The following is an 18,026-nucleotide window of genomic DNA, read 5'->3' as shown; positions in this document are numbered from 1 at the left end:
GTTGGCATCAAAGGACCACTGGCAAGATAAGATACTGTTGGTGGAATTTTAGGGTTTGACATTCGCTTTTCGCGCTTGTGGTCGGTACTGTAGCGAATGTCAAACCCATTCCACCAAAGTGAAAGTCTTGACCGTCCAATTGATGTTGCCCAACTGAGCGCGGAACAGATTCTGGCCCGCGTGCTTCATCGCGACGGGTTAATGCTTGTAATTGACAAACCCGCGGGGCTGCCCGTTCACCGCGGCCCCAAGGGCGGTCCGAATCTGGAAGCCTCCTTCGATGCGCTGCGGTTTGGCCTGCCGCGGCCGCCGGTGCTGGCGCATCGGCTCGACAAGGACACGTCTGGTTGCCTCGTGCTCGGGCGGCATCGCAAGGCAACCGCCTCGCTCGGGCTCCTGTTCAAGCACGGCAAGATTTCAAAAACCTATTGGGCGGTTGTCGAGGGCGGTCCTGCCGAGGACCAAGGCACCATCGACATGCCGCTCGGCCGCCTCAACGCCGAGCGCGGCTGGTGGCAGAAGGTCGATCCCGAAGGCCAGCCGGCCGTCACCAACTGGAAAGTGATGGGACGCGGCGACGGTCTGGCCTGGCTCGCGCTCGAGCCGGTCACCGGCCGCACCCATCAATTGCGCGTGCATACGTCTGCGCAGGGCTGGCCGATCGTCGGCGACAATATCTATGGCAACGGTCCACGCTTCGGCGAACCGCGCCTGCATCTGCATTCGCGCGAGATCGGAATTCCGATTTCGAAAAACAAGGAACCGGTGCGCGTAGTCGCCCCTGCGCCGGACCATATGCGGGAGCGATTGCGCATCTGCGGATGGAATGGGGAGTAGTCAGACGGTCAACCGCGCCCCGTCGTGACCTGAAATCGTGAGCCGCCGAACCGCTCCTGGCATTTCGCCGACAATAGCAACCGGCAGGAAGTGTTCCGTGCGTCCCTGCGAGGTGCTTTCGATCAAAGCTTCGCGCGTCTTACCGAGCTCGGCCTCGAGCCGCTTACGCAACGCCGCCTCGCCCGCTTCGCGCAAGCGCCGGGCGCGCTCCTTGATCAGGCCGCCATCGACCTGCGGCATGCGCGCGGCCGGCGTGCCCGGACGCGAGGAGTACGGAAAGACGTGCAGGAAGGTCAGGCCGCACTCGTCAATGAGGTCGACCGAACGAGCGAACATCTCGTCGGTCTCGGTCGGAAAGCCCGCGATGATGTCGGCGCCGAAGGCAATGTCGGGCCGCAGGCGCTTCACGTGAGCGCAGAAATCGATCGCCTCTCGCCGGGAGTGACGGCGCTTCATGCGCTTCAAGATCAGATCATCGCCCGATTGCAGCGACAGATGCAGATGCGGCATCAGCCGTTCTTCCGTGGCGATCACGTCGAGCAGATCCCGATCGACCTCGATCGAATCGACGGAGGAAATCCGCAAGCGCTTCAACTCCGGGACATCGCGCAGAATCTGCCTAGTCAATTGGCCAAGCTTCGGAGTGCCGGCCAGATCCACGCCATAGCTCGTGAGGTCAACGCCGGTCAGCACGATCTCGCCATGGCCGCGCTCGACCTGCGCACGCACCTGCGCAACAGCTGCCTCGATCGGCACCGAGCGGGAATTGCCGCGGCCGAACGGAATGATGCAGAACGTACAGCGATGATCGCAGCCGTTCTGCACCTGCACGAAGGCGCGCGGCAGGCCCTTTTGCAGTCCATCCAGGCGCAGCGGCGTCATCTGGCGGACCGACATGATGTCGGTGACCGCAATCTTCTCGCGCGTTGGGGGTCCGTCGAACGCAGCACGCGTGCGCTGCCAGGCCTCAACCTGCATCTTGTCGTCATTGCCGACGACGCGGTCGACCTCGGCCATGTCGGCAAACATCGCTGCCTGTGTCTGCGCCGCGCAGCCGGTGACGACGATGCGCGCTGACGGCCGTTCGCGCTTCAGCCGGCGGACCTGTTGCCGCGCCTGCGCCACCGCTTCGCCCGTGACGGCGCAGCTATTGATGACGATGGTATCGTCAAGCCCGGCGCGCTCGGCCTCGGCGCGAACCACCTCGGATTCGAACGCATTGAGGCGGCAGCCGAAGGTGATGACGTCGACGCCCATGATCTTCAGGCGACCGAGGCAAACAGCGCCGGATCGAACTGGCCCTCATATTCGAAGGCCGCCGGGCCCGTCATCAGGACATGATCGTCGCGGTCGCGCCATTCGATGGTGAGGCCACCGCCGGGCAACGTGATCTGCACCGTGCGATTGGCGCGCTTCAGCCGCGCGGCCGCCACTGCCGTGGCACAGGCCGCCGAACCGCAGGCCTTGGTCAGTCCCGCGCCCCGCTCCCAGGTGCGGATCGTGATGTGGTCGCGATCGACGATATGGGCGAGCGTGATGTTGGCGCGCTCGGGAAAGATCGGATGATTTTCCAGCAGCGGCCCGAAACGGCCGAGATCGTAGGCGGCGACGTCATCGACCCAGAAGATCGCATGCGGGTTGCCCATGCTGACGACCGACGGCGTATGCAGGATCGGCGCATCGATCGGGCCGATTTGCAGTTCGATGCCGCGGGTGTCGCGAAATTCCTCGGCGAGCGGGATGTCCTTCCAGCCAAATTTGGGCGCGCCCATATCGACCGTATAAAGATCAGGCGCTGGTCCCTGCCAGCAATTCAGCAGCCCCGCGCTGGTCTCGAAGGTGACGGCGTTCTGCCCCGAGGCCTCGAACACCCGCCGCGCCACGCAGCGCATGCCGTTGCCGCAGGCACCGGCTTCGGAACCGTCGTTGTTATAGATGCGGATGAAGGCCTCGGTGCCCTGGAGGCGCGGCGGTTGCAACACCATCAGCTGGTCGTAGTGCACCCCCTTGGGCGAGGCGACGGCGCGCGCATCGTCGGCCGTGACGGGGCCCGGCCGGTCGCGCAGATCGACCACGACGATCTCGTTGCCGATCCCGTTCATCTTGGCATAGCTGTGGTTGGCGAGCGCGCTCATCGAACCTTTCCGTTCACGCGAGCTTTATATGGCCAATGGCCGCACTTTCGCTAGATGTGGTTTATCTGTGTCCCTGCTCCCCACCCGGCGGGGAAGGGCATGAAATATCCGTAAATATCTATCATGGGACGAACGCCGCGCCTGCGTGTTAGACATCCGGATTCGCGCGTTCGGGCCAAAGAAGGCCATGGAGAAGACCTGATGAACTACGCCAGCCTATTTCGCGTCACCCTGTTGGCCCTGGTCCCGACGATCGCCGTTGCACTTCACCCAGCTAGCGCGCAGGCGCCCACGCCCGCAACGCCGGCTCCGTCCGCGACCCCTGCCCCGCCGCCGGCCGAGACGAAATCCCCGGGAGATTTGCCGTCCACCGCGCCTTCGGCGACGCCCCCAGCGCCGGTTCAGGCCGCCGACCCCTTCGGCGAGCAAATCACGCTGGCCCCGAAGACGGTCATCGCCACCAAGGGCACCGCGAACTGGGACACCGCCTATGAGACGCTGGTTGCGTCCCTGAAGACGCTTTCGACCACGCTGGAGAAGCAAGGCGGCAAGGCCGCCGGCAATTCGATGATCGTCTACACGTCCACTGACGACACCGGCTTTTCGTATCTTGCGGAGATTCCGGTCAGCGAGGAGCCGAAGGACCTGCCGAAGACGATCACCGTTGCCAAATCGCCGGAAGGCAAGGCGCTCAAATTCGTCCATCGCGGCAGTTACGAGAATATGGACAACACCTATGAGGCCATCACCAATCACCTCGACGACAAGAAACTCGAAGCCAGAGACACTTTCATCGAGGAATACATCACCGATCCCTTGAAGACGCAGGACGACAAACTGGTGATCAATGTCTATGTGCCGTTGAAGTGAGCGCCATGAACACGCGGGCTTTCCTTCGTACTCTCGTTCTCACCGTCATTGCCGCCGGCGCGCCGCTCGCTGCATCGGCCCAGACACCGACGCAACCGCAGCCCATCATCTCCGTTACAGGCGAGGCGCGCGTCTCGGTGCCGCCCGACCTCGCCCAGATCGATGTCGGCGTCACCTCGGAAGCCAAGACGGCGCGTGAAGCGTCGGATGCCAACAACGCCGCCATGGGCAAGGTGCTGCTGGCGCTGAAGGGCGCAGGCATCGACGAGAAGGACTACCAGACCTCGCGTCTGTCGTTACAGCCGGAATACTCAACAGCGAAATCCGGTTCTCCCGCCACCATCGTCGGCTACCGCGCCAGCAACCGGGTGACGATCCGCCTGCACGACGTGACGAAAGTTGCCAACGTCATCGACACGGTGGTCACCGCTGGCGCCAACGAGATCGGCGGCATCAATTTCATGGTGTCGCAGGCTTCGAAACTGCTCGACGACGCGCGCGAGCAAGCGATTGCCGATGCGCGCCGCAGGGCGGAGATTTATGCGAAAGCGGCCGGCGTCACGCTGGGGTCGCCCGTCAGCATTTCCGAAGAAGGCGCCGCTGAGCCGCTGTTTCGCGCCAGGGTGATGGGGGGAAAGATGGCTGCGGCAGCGCCGGTGCCGATCGCGCAAGGCGAAGAGACGCTGTCGGTCACGGTTGGCGTGGTCTGGGCGATCAAGCCCGCGCAGTAACTATCCGTCATTGCTAGTAGCGCAGCGACGAAGCAATCCAGCGCTTTGTTTTCTGGATTGCTTCGCGGAGCCTGTCATCGGGCGCGCATTCGCGCGACCCGTTGGCTCCAATGACACCTAGATTTCGAACACCTGCCCGGGCTTCAGTACCGCAAATCGCTCGCGCGGAACCCTCGCCTCATCCAGCGCTTCGCCCAAAGCGACCACCGGCGCGTCGATCGCCTCATCCGTCAACTGGAACGTGCCGTGATGATGCGCGAGCGCCTGCGCAGCGCCGCAATCGGCCAGCGCCATCACCGCGTCGGACGGATTCATGTGCTGGTCCTTCATGAACCAGCGCGGCTCATAGGCGCCGATCGGCAATAGCGCCAGCCGCAACGGGCCGTGCGCCCTCCCGACCTCGCGAAAATGCTTGCCCTCGCCGTAGCCGGAATCGCCGACGGCGTAGATTTTGCCCGCCGGCGTCTCGAGCACAAAGCTCGCCCACAGGCACTGGTTGCGGTCGAATAGCCCGCGCGCCGACCAATGCCGCGTCGGCACCAGCGTGACGGCGACGCCGTTACCAAGTTCGACGCGCGCATGCCAGTCGAACGCTTCGGCGCGAATTCTGGAATTGGCGCGCCTCATCGTCAGGTCGTTGCCGAGCGGCGTGATCACGCGCGGCGAGAATTTTTTCGCCAGTCGCGACAGCGTCGCCAGATCGAGGTGGTCGTAGTGGCCGTGCGAGACCAGCACGGTGTCAATCCTTGGCAAGACGTCGAAAGCGATGCCGGGATCGTTGTGCCGCTTCGGCCCCGCAAAGGCGACGGGTGAGACCCGCTCCGACCAGACCGGATCAACCAGGATGTTGAGGCCCGCAGTCTGAATCAGCCAGCTGGCGTGACCCACATAGGACAGCCGCGCCTTGTTGCCGTCGATCCGCGCGGGCGGGGTATCGGCGAAAGGACTGGGCGCCCATTCGGGCCAGACCGCGCGTTTGCGCTTTTCCCCAAACTGCCAGCGAAAAACCTCCCTCAACTTTCTGGGCGGCGCGCCGTCTGGATCGAAGAAAATCCGGCCGTCGAAATGATCGGAGGGAGGTCGTTTGCTGGAACCGTGCATGGGGCCGATTGGCAGCAAAAAATCCTGTCCATGCAAGGGCCAGGCGAAGCCTCTGCCTTCACGATACCGCCATTTCCGAACATGACTTTCCTTGACTTTTCGCGCCCGAGGGCGTTTAAACCCGCCAAATTCATCGAAAAGGTTGTCTTTTCGAGCCGCCGACCGGTCCTGGAGGCCGGAGGTCAACGCCCGACAGCGCGATGCGCCCTCGGGCGCAAAAGTGTTTGGAATGCCGTCATCGCGACTTAGATGACGATCTACTCCCTCGGGGAGACGTAAAGAAGGACGACGCACTTGTTCGACAATCTGTCGGAAAAGCTGGGTGGCATTCTCGATCGGCTGACGCGGCGCGGCGCGCTGACGGAGGCCGATGTCGACGCGGCCATGCGCGAGGTACGCCGCGCGCTGCTGGAGGCAGACGTCTCGCTCGACGTGGTCCGCAGCTTCACGGATCGGGTCCGCGAGCAGGCGATCGGCGCCACCGTGGTCAAGTCGGTGACGCCCGGCCAGATGGTGGTGAAGATCGTTCATGACGAACTCGTCGCCACACTTGGTTCGGACGGCCAGAGCATCGACCTCAACGCCGTGCCGCCGGTCGCGATCATGATGGTCGGCCTGCAAGGCTCCGGCAAAACCACGACCACAGCCAAACTCGCCCGCCGCATGGTCCAGCGCGACAAGCGCAAGGTGCTGATGGCCTCGCTCGACATCTACCGCCCGGCGGCGATGGAACAGCTCGCCGTGCTCGGGCGCGACCTCGACATCCCGACCCTGCCGATCGTCGCCGGCCAGAAGCCGGCGCAGATCGCCAAGCGCGCGCTCGAGGCCGGCAAGCTCGGCGGCTACGATGTCGTGCTGCTCGACACCGCCGGCCGCACCACGCTCGACGAAGAGATGATGAGCGAGGCGGCGGAGATCAAAGCAACCGCAAGTCCGCACGAAGTGTTGCTGGTCGCGGATTCCTTGACCGGCCAGGACGCGGTGAACCTTGCGCGCGCGTTTGATCAGCGCGTCGGCCTGACCGGCATCGCGCTGACACGCGTTGACGGCGACGGCCGCGGCGGCGCGGCGCTGTCGATGCGCGCGGTCACCGGCAAGCCAATTAAGCTGATGGGCACCGGCGAAAAGACCGACGCGCTGGAGGATTTTCACCCCTCACGCATCGCCGGCCGCATCCTCGGCATGGGCGATGTGGTGTCGCTGGTCGAGAAGGCCGCCGCCAATATCGACGCCGAAAAGGCCGCGCGCACCGCCGAGCGGATGCGCAAGGGCCAGTTCGACCTTTCCGATATGCGCGAGCAGTTGTCGCAAATGGCGAATATGGGCGGCATCTCCGGCCTGATGGGCATGATGCCCGGCATCGCCAAGATGAAGAACCAGATCGCCAATGCCGGCATCGACGACAGGATCATCAAGCGCCAGGTCGCGCTGATCGATTCGATGACGCGGCAGGAACGAAAAAATCCCGACATTCTGAAAGCGAGCCGCAAGAAGCGGATCGCGGCCGGCGCCGGCGGCAAGGTCGAAGACCTCAACAAGCTGCTCAAGATGCACCGGAACATGGCCGACATGATGAAGGCCATGGGTTCGGGCAAGCGCGGCCCGCTCGCCGGCATCGCGCAGGCGATGGGCTTTGGCGGCGGCATGCCGTCGCCGGAACAGATGAAGGCGATGGCCGAGAAGATGCCGCAAGGCGCGGGCGGCATGCCGTCCTTGCCGAAAGAAATTCCGGCCGGTCTTCGCACCGGCCTGCCGAACTTGCCGGGGCTGACTGGCCTGCCCAACAAGCCGACGCTTCCCGGGCTCGGCGGCCTTCCCGGAAAGAAGAAGTGAGAGTTTTTCGTCATTGCGAGGAGCAAAGCGACGAAGCAATCCAGCTCGTCGACCTTGGCGCACTGGATTGCTTCGCTTCGCTCGCAATGACTGGATTAATACCGTTCAAACACTAAGTTTTGAATTCAAAGGAGAACTCAAATGTCCGTCGTTATCCGCCTTGCTCGCGCAGGCACCAAGAAGCGTCCCGTCTATCACGTCGTCGTCGCCGACTCGCGCTTTCCGCGCGATGGCCGCTTCATCGAGCGTCTCGGCCATTTCAATCCGCTGATGCCGAAGGACAATACCGAGCGGCTTAAGCTCGACATGGACAAGCTGAAGGCCTGGCTCGCCAAGGGCGCGCAGCCGTCGGACCGCGTGATGCGTTTCCTCGACGCCGCCGGCGTCAAGAAGCGCGAAAAGCGCAACAACCCGGAGAAGGCCGTGCCGCGCAAGGAGCGCAAGGCGCAGGCCGAAGCCGCCGCGAAGTCGGCGTAACGTCGGTCATGATCCCGGCCTCGTGCTTCGAGACGCACGGCTTACGGCGCGCTCCTCAGCATGAGGGTCTTTCTCCTCATCCTGAGGAGCGGCGCCACCCGAGCAGGCAGAGCGACAGCGAGGCCGTCGCGAACGGTGCATATAAGAGCCGCGTCTCGAAGGATGAGGCCCGATAATGTCCGCCAAAATCTGCGTCGCCCGGATCGGCGCCGCGCACGGCGTGCGTGGCGCTGTGAAGCTATGGACCTTCACCGAAGATCCGTTCGCGGTGAAGGACTACGGTCCGCTCTCGACCAAGGACGGGCTTAAGCATTTTGAAGTGGCGAGCGCGCGCGAGGCCAAGGACCATCTGGTCGCCACCTTCAAGGGCGTTACGACGCGCGACGAGGCCGAACGCCTCAACGGCATCGAGCTCTATATCCCGCGCGAAAGGCTGCCCGCGACCGAGGACGACGAATATTATCATGCCGATCTGATCGGGCTTGACGCGGTCACGACGGCAGACGAGCCGCTCGGCCGCGTGATCGCCATTCATAATTTTGGCGCGGGCGACATCATCGAGATCGCTCCGCCCGCTGGGGCAACCATGCTGCTGCCGTTTTCCAACGCCGTGGTGCCGACGGTGGACATTGCCGGCGGACGCGTCGTGATCACGCTGCCGGAAGAAATCGAAGGCGACGATCCAAGCTAGTTCCGGGTCGTCCCCGCGAAGGCGGGGACCCATAACCACAGCTTTGTGTTGTTGTGCTGGATGTTGCTCCGCCTTCGCACCAAATTAGCATCTATGGTTATGGGTCCCGGCGCGCGCGCCAAGTGGCGCTTGGCCGGGACGACGACGAAATTGGAATGATCAGCGATGCCCAACACCCACAAAGCCTGGCGGCTGCACGCACACAACGACCTGCGTTTCGAGGATGTCGAAACGCCCAAGCCTGCACCCGACGGCGTGGTGGTTGCGATCGAAGCCGGCATGGTGCTGTCCTACATGGGACGCGTGATGGCGGGCCAGGTGCCCTACAATCTGCCGCCGATGCCGTTCGTGCCCGGCACCAACGCGATCGGCCGCGTGATCGCGACTGGCGAGAACGTCGGGCACGTGCGCAGCGGCGATCGTGTCTTCCTCAGCCCACATCTGCGCGGCGACGTGCCGAGTTCTGAACCGCCGCAAATCCTGATCGGGTTGACCGTCATGGCACCGACGCCGGAAGCCGTCGCCTTGCAGGCGCGTTGGCGCGACGGCGTGTTCGCGGAAATTGCGCATTGGCCGGCCGCCTGCGTCACGCCGCTCGCGTTTCTCGACGACAAGCCTGCGAGCGAATTGATCGCGCTTGCCAAGCTGATCGTGCCGTTCGGCGGACTGCAGCGCACGGGCCTGCGCGGCGGCGAAACCATCATCATCAATGGCGCGACCGGTTATTTCGGTTCCGGTGCGGTGATGCTCGCGGTCTCGATGGGCGCGGGGCGCGTCGTGGCGGTCGGCCGCAAGCAAGAGGTGCTCGAATCCCTGCGCGACAAGTTCGGCGCAAAAGTGATTCCGGCCGTTGTCTCCGGCGATGCCGACAAGGATCTCGCGATCATTCGCCATGCGGCGGGCGGCAGCGCCCGTGTCGGCCTCGACTTGTTGGGCTCTGCCAAGAGCACGTCGACCACCTTGTCCTGCCTGCGCGCGCTGAAGCGCGGCGGCCGGCTGGTGCTGATGGGCAGCGCCGAGGTGCCGCTCGAACTGTCGATGCGCGAGATGCTGGCGAACGACTGGGAAGTGGTCGGGCAGTTCATGTACGAGCGACAGGCGCCGGCGCAGCTCGCTGCTCTCGTCGCTGAAGGCCTGCTGGATCTCAAAAAGGTTCAGGTCACGACGTTCAAACTCGCCGACTTCAAGCGCGCGGTCGACAGCGCCGCTCTGATGCAGGGCCTCGATTTGACGGCCGTGGTGCCCTAACAAAGGGTCATGACCGTTTCCTCACCATGGCGCGCGACCGTCCTGACCCTTTTTCCGGAGATGTTTCCCGGGCCGCTTGGCGTCAGCCTCGCTGGCAGGGCGCTCGGCCTCGGCGTCTGGTCGCTGGAGGCGCGTGACATCCGGGATTCGGCGACCGATCGCCATCGCAGCGTCGACGACACCCCGGCCGGTGGCGGCCCCGGCATGGTGCTGCGCGCAGATGTTCTGGCCGCCGCAATCGATACAGCCCAGATCACACCGGATCGGCCGCGCCTGTTGATGAGCCCGCGCGGCCGGACATTGACGCAGTCGCGCATTCGGGAACTCGCTGCAGGCCCGGGTCCGTTGATCGTCTGCGGCCGTTTTGAAGGGGTGGATCAGCGGGTGATCGAGGCGCGGGCGCTCGAGGAGGTCTCGATCGGGGACTATGTGCTGTCGGGCGGCGAAATCGCCGCCATGGCGCTGATCGATGCCTGCGTCCGGCTGCTGCCGGGGGTGATGGGAAGTGCGGAATCGGCCTCGGAAGAGAGCTTTTCCGATTCCCTACTGGAATACCCCCAATATACCCGCCCGCAGACCTTTGAGGGTCGGCAAATCCCGGAAATCCTGACCTCCGGCGACCATGCCAAGGTCGCGGCCTGGCGGCGGGCAGAGGCAGAAGCGCTGACGCGCCTCCGGCGGCCGGATTTATGGGCCGCCCATGAAAAGGCGCCAAAAAGCACGACAAAGGAGTGACAAAGCTCAGCCTTTGCCTTATACGAGCGCCAATTCCGAGAACTGACGGCAGCAAGGATCGCGAGCCCCCGGCTTGGCAGGGCGCGCGCCGCCGATGGAGATTACCAATGAACCTGATTCAACAGCTCGAAAAAGAGCAATTCGAAAAGATGTCCGCCGGCAAGGACATTCCGGACTTCGCACCCGGCGACACCCTGATCGTCAACGTCAAGGTGGTGGAAGGCGATCGCACCCGCGTGCAGGCCTATGAAGGCGTCTGCATCGGCCGCTCCGGCGGCGGGCTCAACGAGAGCTTCACCGTGCGCAAGATCTCCTACGGCGAAGGCGTCGAGCGCGTCTTCCCGGTGATGTCGCCGATGATCGACTCGATCAAGGTCGTGCGCCGCGGCAAGGTGCGCCGCGCCAAGCTCTATTACCTGCGCAACCTGCGCGGCAAGTCGGCCCGCATCGTCGAGAAGTCCGAGCGCGCGGCCGCCGTCAACGAGTAATCCGAGCCTGTTTGGGCTTGATCAAAAGCGCGGGGCAAAACCCCGCGCTTTTTTTATTGCCCGCGCCAGCATTCGCATGGCGGTCCACCCGTGAAGATGGCTCGCCTTGAGGCGCGCGCGTGCTATATAGTTTTCAAATGGTTCTCAATCGTACCAGCATGACCTGCCGGCGCGTCGTCATCGACGATCACGCCCGCCTGCCCGGCCGCTTCTTCGGACGGTTCGCGACGTCTGCGACCTCGGAACTTACGCGCGCGCTTTGATGCTGCGCGCTCCGCCATGCTGCGGCGCGATTCCGTCTCTCACGATTTTTGATTTCAGGAGCTAACGCTCATGTCCAAACCGACAACCCTGTACGACAAGATCTGGAACGACCATCTGGTGCACGAAGCCGAGGATGGCACCTGCCTGATCTATATCGACCGCCATCTGGTGCACGAAGTGACCTCGCCGCAGGCCTTCGAAGGCCTGCGCGCCACCGGCCGCAAGGTCCGCGCCCCTGAAAAGACGCTCGCCGTCGTCGATCACAACGTGCCGACCACCGATCGCACCAAGCCCAACCCCGATCCGGAAAGCGCCGAGCAGATCAAGGTACTGGCGGAGAACGCCAAGCATTTTGGCATCGAATATTACGACGAGTTCGATCGTCGTCAGGGCATCGTTCACGTCATCGGCCCCGAGCAGGGCTTTACGCTGCCGGGCACCACGATCGTCTGTGGCGACAGCCACACCTCGACCCACGGCGCGTTCGGCGCGCTGGCGCACGGCATCGGCACGTCCGAGGTCGAGCATGTGCTGGCAACGCAAACGCTGATCCAGAAGAAAGCAAAGAACATGCGCGCGGTCGTCGACGGCAAATTGCCCGACGGCGTCACCGGCAAGGACATCATTCTGTCGATCATCGGCGAGATCGGCACCGCCGGGGGCACCGGCTACGTGCTGGAATATGCCGGCGAGGCGATCCGTTCGCTCACGATGGAAGGCCGCATGACCGTCTGCAACATGTCGATCGAAGGCGGCGCGCGCGCCGGCCTGATCGCGCCGGACGAGAAAGCGTTCGAATTTCTGAAAGGCCGTCCGAAATCGCCGCAGGGCGCAGCCTGGGATGCCGCGCTTCGCTATTGGGAAAGTCTGCGCAGCGACGAGGCTGCGCATTTCGATCACGAGATCCGGCTCGACGCCGCGAAACTCCCGCCGGTCGTGACCTGGGGCACCTCGCCGGAAGACGTCGCCTCGATCATGGGCGTCGTGCCTGACCCCGACAAGATCGAGGACGAGGCGAAGCGGATCTCAAAGCACCGCGCGCTGAGCTATATGGGGCTGACGGCCGGTACCAGGATCACCGACATCAAGCTCGACCGCGTCTTCATCGGCTCCTGCACCAACGGCCGGATCGAGGACCTTCGCGCAGCAGCCAAGATCGCGGCGGGCAAGACGGTCAACGCCAATGTCAACGCCATGATCGTGCCGGGCTCGGGCATTGTGAAGGAGCAGGCGGAAGCCGAAGGCCTCGACAAGATCTTCATCAAGGCCGGTTTCGAATGGCGCGAACCGGGCTGTTCGATGTGCCTTGCCATGAATCCGGACAAGCTCCAGCCCGAGGAACGCTGCGCCTCGACCTCGAATCGCAATTTCGAGGGACGTCAGGGCTTTAAGGGCCGCACCCACCTGGTCTCCCCGGCCATGGCGGCCGCGGCCGCCATTGCCGGGCACTTCGTCGATATCCGGGATTGGCACTAAATCCGCCCCTTACTTCAAAACGGCGTCCTCAAAGAAGGACGTCGTTAACCGGACGGGCGCAAACTTACCGGCAGTGAACATCCATTCGCGTGCGCGCGGGGAGCCGGTATGGCTGACAAAGCCGACAAGCCCGAATTCGTCGATACGATCGGCGAATTGACGAAGCAGCGCTATCGGCGCGCGATGCCGCGCGTCAAGGAGCCCGTCGCGAAGGAAAAGCCGCGTGTCGGCCACTGGCCACCCGATCGCCTTGAGCAATGGCGGCTCGAAAATCTGACGCCCTGGAAGATCAGGCCCTGGAAGCTGAAAGACTGGATCTGACGCGCAGCGCCGGCGCTCAGCCCCGGATCCCGTCTCCGCCGGGGCTTTCGCCGGGCCACGAGCTCACTCGGCCGCCGAAGCCTTAGCGAAGGCGGCAAGTCCGAGGGCATGTTTCGCTCCAAAGCATCGTTAAAGAGATCAGGCGCCCCAGCGGGGCGCCTGACTCACCTCACCTCACGTGTCTCGAACCTCAACGTTAGGCGTGATGATGTCTGCGGTGATAGTGGCGCCGGTGGACACGGTGATGACGCGCGGCGCGGTGATGGCAGAGGACGCGCGGGCCATGAACCGTCAGAACTCTGCGGCAGCCTCCTCCACCGACAAAAGCGGGAACGGAATAGGCAGGCTCGGGATAGACGGTGGGTTCGTCGTAATAATCGGGATAGTCATACGGATAATCGTCGTAATAGACGCCGCCGATAAAGGCGCCGCGGAAGTGACGATGATGGAAGAAGTGGTGGCCGGCAAAGCGAGGGCCTCCCGCAACGCCTGCCGGTGCTGCGACAACCGCCGGTCCAGCGCCGATGGCGCCGCCGCGAACGACCGCGCCGCTGAAATGACCGGGAGCGAAACTATGTCCGCCGCTGAAACCGCCGCTGCTGCGACCACCGCCGCCTCCACCACCACCTCCTCCTCCGCCATGTCCGCCACGAACTTCAATCGTCCGTTCATTGGCAGCGGCCGCTCCTAGGTGCGACACGCCCGGATTCATCGGCGACAGAGCTTCGGCGCGCTGGCCGGCGAAGGTCGATCCCATCAGCAATGCTGCGACTACGCCCTGCACGTTGAGCGGACGTCGCGCAAAAACTGAAAAAGCAAACATGACAATCGTCCTTGTTGCCAACGATGCGAACGAAGTCACCAGCACCTCGCCGCTTTCAACGCGTCGTCTTCGGCGTCTGACGTTTTCGCTGAGTGGGTTTTCGCCGTGAAATCTAGAGGTCGCAATCTGAACGCGCCATGAATGTTCAGGCCATAGATTCGAACAAAAGCGTCAGTGAAAAAGACGCATGATCGTCATCATATGCTGATCACGGGAATAGAACGGCGGCGCCAACAAAAAACGAGCCCGCGAAAACGCGGGCTCGTTGAACTCACTCGCCCCAACTTACCGGTGGTGGTGGTGATGATGATGGTGATGCCAGTGCCAACGCACCTCGATCATCGATGCCTTCGAGCTTTCCTGGACCGCGGCGACGCCGGCGGGGTTCGCCAACGACAACGCCTGCGCCTGCTGCACTGGGGCAGCAAGAACCAACATCGCACCGATGGCCGCGAGGCCCAGAACTCTCGTTATCTTCATTGATAGCTCCCCTTTGTGATCGGATGCCGTGCCAGCGCCACGCGGCCGATCTCATCAGCCGCTCACCGCGGCGCAGACCGCAGAGCTGGAGGGAGCGACGTCTATTGGAAGGGATTACCTGCGCCGGCCACATCAATGCATGGCCGGCCAACGAGTTCCATCGCCCCGCGCAGATTGGCCGGCGACTTCAAACGTGACGTCTAGCCGCCGCGCCAGACGCAGGTCATGTGCGGCACGATCACGGTGCCGCTCGGCCGGTACTCCTGGGCATAGGAGGCGCTGCAAACCCGAATGGCGTTCGAACCCGGGAAGTAGCGAGGATAAACATCGTCCGGCGCCGCCTGATAGCGCGGGTAGATGCGAACCCGACGCGGCGGACGGGCCGGGCGTTCAGCCTGGCCCGGGCGTGCAGCCAGATCGTCTGATGTCAAGCCTTGCGCGACACGCGTACCCTGCGGCGCGGTCTGCGCTTCGGCGCCGGCCGTCAGCAGCGCGAAAGCGGCCGCCAGAACCCCTGCGACCGCCAGTTTAACGACACTCATCGTCACGCCCGCCCTGTTTTGATCATTTGCCTCACGGTCTCCGATTGGCGGAGCAAGGTCAATCATCAAGACGAATCTTTTCCGCCCTTTGCTGGTCCAGATTCGACTGCCAATCTGTAACAATCTGGAAACATGAGGCAGACCCACCATGACGGTATATGTCATTGCGCAGCTCAAGATGACCGATCGCGCGGCCTACGACCGCTATCAGGCGCGCTTCTTTGACGTGTTCCGGAAGTTCAGCGGGCGACTTCTGTCGGCCGATGAAAGTCCGACCGTGCTGGAAGGCGCATGGGATCGCGACAAGCTCGTCTTGATATCGTTTCCGGACGAAGCCGCCTATCGCGCGTGGGGCAACTCGGCCGAATATCTGGAAATCTCGAAGGATCGCAAAGCCGGCGCACAGGCTGTGGTACTTCTGGCGAAAGGATTTGGCTGACGGCCGATCCGCTGGGAGCAAAGTAATGTGGACATCGGCCAAGGCCCCCTCGCTTACCGAACTGGAGACGATGGCGCACGAGATCCTGGCGCGGCTGCCGAAAACCTTCCTCGATCTGTGCCAGGGCGTCGTCGTCCGGGTCGAGGATTTCCCGACGGACGAAATCCTCGACGAAATGGACGCAGAAAGCGAATTCGACCTGCTCGGCCTGTTTCAGGGCACCGGCCTGCCGCATCAAAGCTCCGGCGATATCGCGCGGCTGCCCAACCTGATCTGGCTATACCGGCGGCCGATCCTGGACTACTGGGCCGAGCACGACGAGACGCTGGGGCGGATCGTCCAGCACGTGCTGATCCACGAGATCGGGCATCATTTCGGCCTCTCCGACGACGACATGGCAGCTATCGAGGCGGAGGCCGGTTGAGGCGGTTTTTTGCCCTTTTATGCGGGGCGCATTCGCGATAAACCACGGTTGCAGATCGTTTTTCGTCCATTCCAACCAAGAAGTGTGACCGATGGAAAAGTTCACCACGCTGGAAGGCGTCGCGGCGCCGCTGAAGATGGTCAATATCGATACCGACATGATCATCCCCAAGCAGTATCTGAAGACCATCAAGCGCACCGGCCTTGGCAAGGGACTTTTCTCGGAACGGCGCTACAACGACGACGGCAGCGAGAACCCCGATTTTATTCTCAACAAGCCGGCCTATCGCAACGCCAAGGTGCTTGTCGCCGGCGACAACTTCGGCTGCGGCTCGAGCCGCGAGCATGCGCCGTGGGCCTTGCTCGACTTCGGCATCCGCTGCGTGATCTCGACCTCGTTCGGCGACATCTTCTATAACAACTGCTTCAAGAACGGCATTCTGCCGATCCGCGTTTCCCAGGAAGATCTCGACAAGCTGTTCGACGACGCTGATCGCGGATCGAATGCGACGCTCACCATCGATCTCGCCAACCAGGAAATCCGCGGTCCTGACGGCGGCACGGTGAAATTCGAGATCGATCCGTTCCGCAAGCATTGCCTGATGAACGGGCTCGACGACATCGGCCTCACCATGGAAAAGAAGTCGTCGATCGATGCCTATGAGGCCAGGCTGAAAGAGCGCGAGTGGGCTTGACGCTTTTTTTCTGACGCGTTTTCTTCACGCGAACCAGTCTCGCCCTCGGGTCAAGTCCGAGGGCATGCTTCGCGTAGAAGGCCATAGTCTTGCGTCCTGATATTCTCACCTTCTGGCACGGCCCGCTCGATGCCTTGCGCAGGCTATGCCTTCGCTCGCAAGTCGCGGCCGGGCACAAGGTCACGATCTACAGCTTCGACCCGATCGCGCAGTTGCCCGACGGCGTCGGCAATGCCGAAGCCGAGGCGATCCTGCCGCATTCGTTTGCTAAACGGCTGCGCCCGATCACGGATGGCGTGTGGATCGACCGCACCATGTTGCAATTTTCGGATTTTTTCCGAATGCGGCTGATGGCCAAAAACACCGCGGGGAACACAGGCTTGTGGCTCGATGCCGACGTTCTCTTGCTCAAGGCGATCGAGATCGATCCCGCCAAACCCTATTTCGCCTGGGAAGGACCGCAACAGCTCGGCAATTCGGTGTTGTATCTGCCGCCGAGCGATCCGATCGTCGCCGCGTTTGAAGCGTTGATGGCGCAGGACGATCTGACGCCGGACTGGCTGTCGCTGCGGCACCGCCTCACCTTCATGCTGTACAGATTGCGCGGGACGACGCGCATCTCGGAGGTGCGGCTTGCGATCTACGGTCCCGCGGCGCTCACCGCGCTTGCCCGCCGCGCCGGCGAATTGCAATACGCGTTGCCGAAGAAGTCATTCTATTCCGTGCACGCCGAACCAAAGCTGTTCTTCGACCCAAGGGATTTTTCTGCGCTGGTGCACGATCCCGACATCGTCGGATTTCACATCTCGCCAAAGGGCCGCGGCAACCAGCAGCCGGTGCCCGGCAGCTTGCACGCCTGGGCGGTGGAGAGATTTGGCGTCGCCTGAAGCTCGAATTTATCTGCGCTGTTGCGACGTAATTTGACCTAGCGCAATGACCGTTCCGAAACGTCGATCCATGATGGCGCATTCTTTTCTGGCGCCGGAGCGTCGTTATGACCGTCCAGGACCATTCAACTTCCATCTTTGCGCGGTTGGCTCAAAGGTTCAATGATTGGCTCAATCATCGGCGGGAGCTCAACGAAATGCGGCAGCTCAGCTCGGTGGAATTCGACCGTGTCGCGGCGGATTTGCAGCTTTCGCCCGCTGACCTGAACGAACTGGTCAACCAGGGGCCGCACGCGGCCGACGAATTGCCGAAATTGCTGGCAGCCCTCGGCATCAAGGGCGACGACCTCGCCCGCATCGAGCCGGCCGTACTGCATGACATGGAACGTGTCTGCGCGATGTGCAATCACAAACGCGAATGCGACCACGATCTTGCTGCCGGCACCTCAGCCGACAATTACAAGGAATATTGCCTGAACGCGCCGGCGATCGCGGACTTGAACAAGCCGGTTCGCAACTAGCGCACGCCC

Annotated in this window: 22 protein-coding genes; 16 read left to right on the top strand and 6 right to left on the bottom strand. The window is 63.0% G+C overall.

Going from position 1 to position 18,026, the window contains the following annotated elements; genetic code table 11:
- Positions 1-96 precede the first annotated feature (96 nt).
- A complete protein-coding gene (locus tag VFB05_RS03390) occupies positions 97-837 on the top strand; it encodes an RNA pseudouridine synthase (protein ID WP_325008782.1) in 741 nt (246 codons plus the stop codon).
- On the opposite strand, the gene mtaB is transcribed toward VFB05_RS03390, so the two are convergent.
- Both mtaB and dapF read right to left on the bottom strand, forming a co-directional pair.
- The gene (mtaB, locus tag VFB05_RS03385; RefSeq protein ID WP_325008779.1) at positions 838-2,094 is read right to left on the bottom strand and encodes a tRNA (N(6)-L-threonylcarbamoyladenosine(37)-C(2))-methylthiotransferase MtaB; all 1,257 of its coding nucleotides are present in this window, start codon (positions 2,092-2,094) and stop codon (positions 838-840) included.
- A gap of 5 nt (positions 2,095-2,099) precedes the next feature.
- Positions 2,100-2,972, bottom strand: a complete 873-nt coding sequence (gene dapF, locus VFB05_RS03380; RefSeq protein ID WP_325008777.1) for a diaminopimelate epimerase — start codon at positions 2,970-2,972, stop codon at positions 2,100-2,102.
- 201 nt (positions 2,973-3,173) lie between these two features.
- On the opposite strand from dapF, the gene VFB05_RS03375 reads away from it, so the two are divergent.
- Both VFB05_RS03375 and VFB05_RS03370 read left to right on the top strand, forming a co-directional pair.
- Positions 3,174-3,842 (top strand): GyrI-like domain-containing protein, encoded by a 669-nt coding sequence (locus VFB05_RS03375; protein ID WP_325008775.1) that lies wholly within the window; start codon positions 3,174-3,176, stop codon positions 3,840-3,842.
- A 5-nt stretch (positions 3,843-3,847) separates the two neighbouring features.
- Positions 3,848-4,573, top strand: a complete 726-nt coding sequence (locus VFB05_RS03370) for an SIMPL domain-containing protein (RefSeq protein ID WP_325008773.1) — start codon at positions 3,848-3,850, stop codon at positions 4,571-4,573.
- Positions 4,574-4,690: 117 nt separating this feature from the next.
- On the opposite strand, the gene VFB05_RS03365 is transcribed toward VFB05_RS03370, so the two are convergent.
- Positions 4,691-5,674 carry an MBL fold metallo-hydrolase gene (locus VFB05_RS03365; protein ID WP_325008772.1) on the bottom strand — a complete coding sequence of 328 codons (984 nt, stop codon included), beginning with the start codon at positions 5,672-5,674 and terminating at the stop codon, positions 4,691-4,693.
- Positions 5,675-5,968: 294 nt separating this feature from the next.
- Between VFB05_RS03365 and ffh the strand changes: the two genes are divergently transcribed.
- From ffh to VFB05_RS03325, 8 genes are all read left to right on the top strand, one after another.
- On the top strand, positions 5,969-7,507 hold the full coding sequence (gene ffh, locus VFB05_RS03360) for a signal recognition particle protein (RefSeq protein WP_325008770.1): 1,539 nt from the start codon (positions 5,969-5,971) through the stop codon (positions 7,505-7,507).
- A gap of 141 nt (positions 7,508-7,648) precedes the next feature.
- Positions 7,649-7,984 carry a 30S ribosomal protein S16 gene (rpsP, locus tag VFB05_RS03355; RefSeq protein ID WP_325008768.1) on the top strand — a complete coding sequence of 112 codons (336 nt, stop codon included), beginning with the start codon at positions 7,649-7,651 and terminating at the stop codon, positions 7,982-7,984.
- 175 nt (positions 7,985-8,159) lie between these two features.
- Positions 8,160-8,675, top strand: a complete 516-nt coding sequence (gene rimM, locus VFB05_RS03350) for a ribosome maturation factor RimM (RefSeq protein WP_325008766.1) — start codon at positions 8,160-8,162, stop codon at positions 8,673-8,675.
- Between the two features lie 165 nt (positions 8,676-8,840).
- Complete coding sequence (locus VFB05_RS03345) at positions 8,841-9,923, top strand: zinc-binding dehydrogenase (protein WP_325008764.1); 1,083 nt, start codon at positions 8,841-8,843, stop codon at positions 9,921-9,923.
- A gap of 9 nt (positions 9,924-9,932) precedes the next feature.
- Positions 9,933-10,658, top strand: a complete 726-nt coding sequence (gene trmD / locus VFB05_RS03340) for a tRNA (guanosine(37)-N1)-methyltransferase TrmD (protein ID WP_325008762.1) — start codon at positions 9,933-9,935, stop codon at positions 10,656-10,658.
- A gap of 107 nt (positions 10,659-10,765) precedes the next feature.
- Positions 10,766-11,146 (top strand): 50S ribosomal protein L19, encoded by a 381-nt coding sequence (gene rplS, locus VFB05_RS03335; RefSeq protein ID WP_325008760.1) that lies wholly within the window; start codon positions 10,766-10,768, stop codon positions 11,144-11,146.
- Between the two features lie 333 nt (positions 11,147-11,479).
- A complete protein-coding gene (gene leuC / locus VFB05_RS03330) occupies positions 11,480-12,886 on the top strand; it encodes a 3-isopropylmalate dehydratase large subunit (RefSeq protein WP_325008758.1) in 1,407 nt (468 codons plus the stop codon).
- Positions 12,887-12,994: 108 nt separating this feature from the next.
- On the top strand, positions 12,995-13,207 hold the full coding sequence (locus tag VFB05_RS03325; RefSeq protein ID WP_325008756.1) for a hypothetical protein: 213 nt from the start codon (positions 12,995-12,997) through the stop codon (positions 13,205-13,207).
- A gap of 196 nt (positions 13,208-13,403) precedes the next feature.
- On the opposite strand, the gene VFB05_RS03320 is transcribed toward VFB05_RS03325, so the two are convergent.
- From VFB05_RS03320 to VFB05_RS03310, 3 genes are all read right to left on the bottom strand, one after another.
- Positions 13,404-14,030: a hypothetical protein gene (locus VFB05_RS03320; RefSeq protein ID WP_325008754.1), complete on the bottom strand. Its 627-nt coding sequence runs from the start codon at positions 14,028-14,030 to the stop codon at positions 13,404-13,406.
- Between the two features lie 285 nt (positions 14,031-14,315).
- A complete protein-coding gene (locus VFB05_RS03315; RefSeq protein ID WP_325008752.1) occupies positions 14,316-14,510 on the bottom strand; it encodes a hypothetical protein in 195 nt (64 codons plus the stop codon).
- A gap of 200 nt (positions 14,511-14,710) precedes the next feature.
- Positions 14,711-15,052 carry a hypothetical protein gene (locus VFB05_RS03310; protein WP_325008750.1) on the bottom strand — a complete coding sequence of 114 codons (342 nt, stop codon included), beginning with the start codon at positions 15,050-15,052 and terminating at the stop codon, positions 14,711-14,713.
- 148 nt (positions 15,053-15,200) lie between these two features.
- On the opposite strand from VFB05_RS03310, the gene VFB05_RS03305 reads away from it, so the two are divergent.
- The 5 genes from VFB05_RS03305 to VFB05_RS03285 all read left to right on the top strand — a co-directional run bounded on the left by VFB05_RS03305 (position 15,201) and on the right by VFB05_RS03285 (position 18,017).
- Positions 15,201-15,491 (top strand): DUF1330 domain-containing protein, encoded by a 291-nt coding sequence (locus tag VFB05_RS03305; RefSeq protein ID WP_325008749.1) that lies wholly within the window; start codon positions 15,201-15,203, stop codon positions 15,489-15,491.
- Between the two features lie 25 nt (positions 15,492-15,516).
- Complete coding sequence (locus VFB05_RS03300) at positions 15,517-15,915, top strand: metallopeptidase family protein (protein WP_325008747.1); 399 nt, start codon at positions 15,517-15,519, stop codon at positions 15,913-15,915.
- A 91-nt stretch (positions 15,916-16,006) separates the two neighbouring features.
- Complete coding sequence (gene leuD, locus VFB05_RS03295; RefSeq protein WP_325008745.1) at positions 16,007-16,609, top strand: 3-isopropylmalate dehydratase small subunit; 603 nt, start codon at positions 16,007-16,009, stop codon at positions 16,607-16,609.
- Between the two features lie 89 nt (positions 16,610-16,698).
- Entirely contained in the window at positions 16,699-17,496 is a 798-nt protein-coding gene (locus tag VFB05_RS03290) for a hypothetical protein (protein ID WP_325008743.1), read from the top strand.
- Positions 17,497-17,693: 197 nt separating this feature from the next.
- The gene (locus tag VFB05_RS03285) at positions 17,694-18,017 is read left to right on the top strand and encodes a hypothetical protein (RefSeq protein WP_325008741.1); all 324 of its coding nucleotides are present in this window, start codon (positions 17,694-17,696) and stop codon (positions 18,015-18,017) included.
- Positions 18,018-18,026: the final 9 nt, after the last annotated feature.

The sequence above is a fragment of the Bradyrhizobium sp. genome, assembly GCF_035652035.1.
Taxonomy (GTDB): Bacteria; Pseudomonadota; Alphaproteobacteria; order Rhizobiales; family Xanthobacteraceae; genus Bradyrhizobium.
The sequence above is the reverse complement of the archived record's forward strand: the minus strand, read 5'-3'. Positions and strand labels throughout refer to the sequence as shown.